Source organism: Methylobacterium sp. CCH5-D2 (genome assembly GCF_001556475.1).
GTDB lineage: Bacteria > Pseudomonadota > Alphaproteobacteria > Rhizobiales > Beijerinckiaceae > Methylobacterium > Methylobacterium hispanicum.
In genome coordinates this window covers 1-3122 of sequence record NZ_LSIX01000626.1, presented here as the reverse complement: position 1 = coordinate 3122, position 3122 = coordinate 1, and the positions used below count along the sequence as shown (strand labels likewise).

The 3122-nt window shown below is 73.5% G+C and carries 3 protein-coding genes and 2 pseudogenes; 3 read left to right on the top strand and 2 right to left on the bottom strand.

Annotated elements, in window-relative coordinates; all coding sequences use genetic code 11:
- Nucleotides 1–599, top strand: a pseudogene (locus AX737_RS16800) (ATP-dependent helicase); the annotation flags it as partial.
- The gene (locus AX737_RS16795) at nucleotides 596–925 is read left to right on the top strand and encodes a type II toxin-antitoxin system VapC family toxin (protein ID WP_066923371.1); all 330 of its coding nucleotides are present in this window, start codon (nucleotides 596–598) and stop codon (nucleotides 923–925) included. The pseudogene AX737_RS16800 and the gene AX737_RS16795, both read left to right, overlap by 4 nt.
- Before the next feature lie 55 nt (nucleotides 926–980).
- On the opposite strand, the gene AX737_RS16790 is transcribed toward AX737_RS16795, so the two are convergent.
- A complete protein-coding gene (locus AX737_RS16790) occupies nucleotides 981–1379 on the bottom strand; it encodes a group III truncated hemoglobin (protein WP_066923376.1) in 399 nt (132 codons plus the stop codon).
- Between the two features lie 274 nt (nucleotides 1380–1653).
- On the opposite strand from AX737_RS16790, the gene AX737_RS16785 reads away from it, so the two are divergent.
- On the top strand, nucleotides 1654–2655 hold the full coding sequence (locus AX737_RS16785; protein ID WP_156453789.1) for a sensor domain-containing diguanylate cyclase: 1002 nt from the start codon (nucleotides 1654–1656) through the stop codon (nucleotides 2653–2655).
- Between the two features lie 45 nt (nucleotides 2656–2700).
- Here AX737_RS16785 and AX737_RS34530 read toward each other — a convergent pair.
- Nucleotides 2701–3122 (bottom strand): annotated as a pseudogene (locus AX737_RS34530) (hypothetical protein); the annotation flags it as partial.

The following is a 3122-nucleotide window of genomic DNA, read 5'->3' as shown; positions in this document are numbered from 1 at the left end:
ACTATGCGGGGCTGGTGCGGATGCACGGGCCGGTCGACATCGTCACGGCGCGCACCGCCGCTGAGGTGCGGGGGCGGGAAGGGGCGGTGCGGGCCAAGCCCTGCCCCGGCTGCGGCGCGCTGATCGCCCTCAATGCCTCGACCTGCGAGGCCTGCTGGGTCGAGCCCGAGGCCGAGGAGGACGCGGAGGCCAAGCACGAGGCGGCGGCCGAGGACGCCCTGCCGATCCTCTCCGAGCGGGTCACGGCGGCGCTCCGCGCCGCGGACGGCTGGCAGCCGGTGCGCGCCTGGCATCTCGCCACCGAGCCCGCGGGCCTCGCGGTGGAACTCGCCTGCCCTGGCGGCCCGCGGCGGATCCGGCTGGCGCTGGAGGGCAGCGGCTACGCCCGGGAGAAGGCGGTGCTGTGGTGGCGCGGCCTCGGCGGCGGGCGCGACGCGCCACTCAGCGCCGCCGAGGCGATCGAGCGCCGGGACGAGCTGGAACGACCGGACGCGGTCCGGGTGCGGCAGGCCGGACGGCTCAGCGTGGAGGTGGCGCTGCGCTTTCCCGACGGGCGCGTCTTCACCGATACGCGGCGGGTGGAGGATCTGGCGGCTTGACCGGGGAGGGGGCTTTCCGGGACGACAGGCGCGCCCTCGCCGACATGGGCGGGCGCTGTTTCGGCCGGGAACGTTTGTATATACGATCTCGTATAGACGTCGACGGGGCATCTCGTGGCGCGGACCCGCATCTTCCAGTCCGGAAACAGCCAAACGGCAGGCTGCGCGCGGATCTGGCGGCGGCCGGACGTCTCATCGGCGGCAACGACCTCTGGATCGCAGCACACGCACGCGGGGCGGACCTGGCGCTGGTGACGAACAACGTCGGAGAGTTCGAGTGCGTGGACGGCCTCAGGATCGAGGATTGGACGATCGACATGGCGTGAGGCCCGGGGCTGAAGGCCGACACGACCGGGGAGGGTGCCCCGAAGGCCCCTCGCCTCAGGGCCGGCCCTGCCCGCCCGGCACGTCCGGCCGGAAGAACAGGCCGGCCTTCAGGCTGTCGCCGATCCGGTGGGCGCGTTCAGTCAGCGCTGCGGCGATCTCGGGCGGGAATCGCTCGGCCGCCGTCGCCTCGAACAGGCCGAGCCAGCGGGCGAAATGGGCGGGCTCCAGCCCGCCGAGGGCCTGATGCTTGCCGAAGGGGTTGCCCTTGTAGCGGCCGGTCTTCAGCAGCACCGAGGACCAGAAGTCCCGGATCGTCGCCATGTGGCGCGGCCAGGCGGCGTCCGGGACCGCCGCGGCGAAGACCGGGCCGATCAGCGGGTCCTGCCGCACGCGGGCGTAGAAGGCGTCGAGGAAGGCGGCGAGGGCGGCCTCGTCGAGGATCGGGTCGGGCATCGGCATCTGGCATGCCACGGTAGGACGGCGGGCATCAAGGCTCCGGACCAGCCGAGGCAGGCCCCCTCACCCGGTCGGATCGGCCCTTATGTTCCATAATATATCTTATGCGAACGAAGTTTCCGGCGGCGGACCCTGGCCGCGTGCCGGATCGCCAACCTACCCCCGGCCCGGCTTGACGCTTCTTTAACTCTCCTGCCGCAGGCTCCCGCGAATGGCCGATCACCCGGCATCGGATCCGCGACGAATCCGCCAGCGCATGCCCGAGGATGCCTTGCTCCGCCCTGCCCCGGTGCCCTGCATCGACGGGCCCGTCTCCGCCTTCGCGGCGACCGGGCCGGCGGCCCTGGCGCACTGGCATCGGGTGTTCGAGCAGGCTTCCGCGACCGCCCGGGTCGGGCTGTGGGAATGCCGCCTCTCCGACGAGGCGCTGTCATGGAGCGGCGCCGTCTACGACCTCTTCGGGCTTCGCCGCGGTGCCCCCCTGCGGCGCGGCGCCATCCTCGAATGCTACGCGCCGGGCTCGCTGGACCGCCTGCAGCGCCTGCGCCGGACCGCCATCCGGACGCGCACCGGCTTCCGGTTCGACGCCGAGATCGTCGCCAGGACGGGCGAGCGGCGCTGGATCCGGCTCACCGCCGCGGTCGCCTGCGAGAACGGGACACCGGCGCGACTCTACGGGATGAAGCAGGACGTCACCGCCGAGCTGTCCGAGGCGCAGCGCCTGCGCACGCTCGCCGAGCGGGACACGATGACGGGCCTTGCCAACCGCGCCCTGTTCGAGCAGCGGCTCGCGGCCGCCGCGGGCGGCCCGGCAGGTGCGGCGCTGCTCCTCGTCGACCTCGACGGGTTCAAGCAGATCAACGACGGCCACGGCCATGCCGCGGGCGACCTCTGCCTGGTCGAGTCGGGCGCGCGCCTCGCCCGCATCTGCGTCGCCGCGGAACTCGTGGCGCGGATCGGGGGCGACGAGTTCGTCGTGCTGCTCAAGGACGAGCGTGACCGGGATGCGCCGGAACGCCTCGCCGACCGGATCATCGCGGCGCTCAACAAGCCCATCTGGCGGGACGGCCAGAGCTTCCGCCTGGGCGCCTCGGTCGGGATCGCCCGCAGCGGGGGCTGCACCGGTCCCGAATGGCTCGCGCGCGCGGACCAGGCCCTCTACGCGGCCAAGGCAGCGGGCCGCAACACGTTCCGGAGCTTCGACCGGTACGGCGGCGCCTCGGCGGGGCCGGGGCGCCGCATCCCTCCTGAGGCACGCATCTGGATCGGGTGAGGGCGGCTTTCGGGCCCCTGCCCCGCCCAGGCGCCGCCGTGCAGATCAGCGCACCGAGACCTTCACGTCCGACTCGTAGCCCGATCCGTCGGCGTTGATCACGAGGAGGCGGAAGGTGTCGACGCCCTCGAATCCCGCCTCCGGCTCGTAGGTCAGGCGCGTGCCCGGCACCTTGCGGCCGTTGCAGGCGGCGAGCGGCGAGCCGGGCCCGTAGCGGGGGAAGGACTCGGCCGCCTCGACGGTCAGCTGCCCGCGCGCGGGTGGCGTCAGGGTGCGGACCACCACGGGGCCGATCACCGAGCAGTCCGGGTTGAGCGAGGCGTAGAAGGCGATGGCCCGCGCCTCGCCCTTCGGCACCACGCGCAGCAGCGGGAAGTTCGGGATGGTCTGTGGCGGAGGCGGAGGCGGAGGCGGAGCGGGCAGGGCCTGGGCGGCCGCCGGAGGGCTCGTGTCCGAGAGGGCCGGGG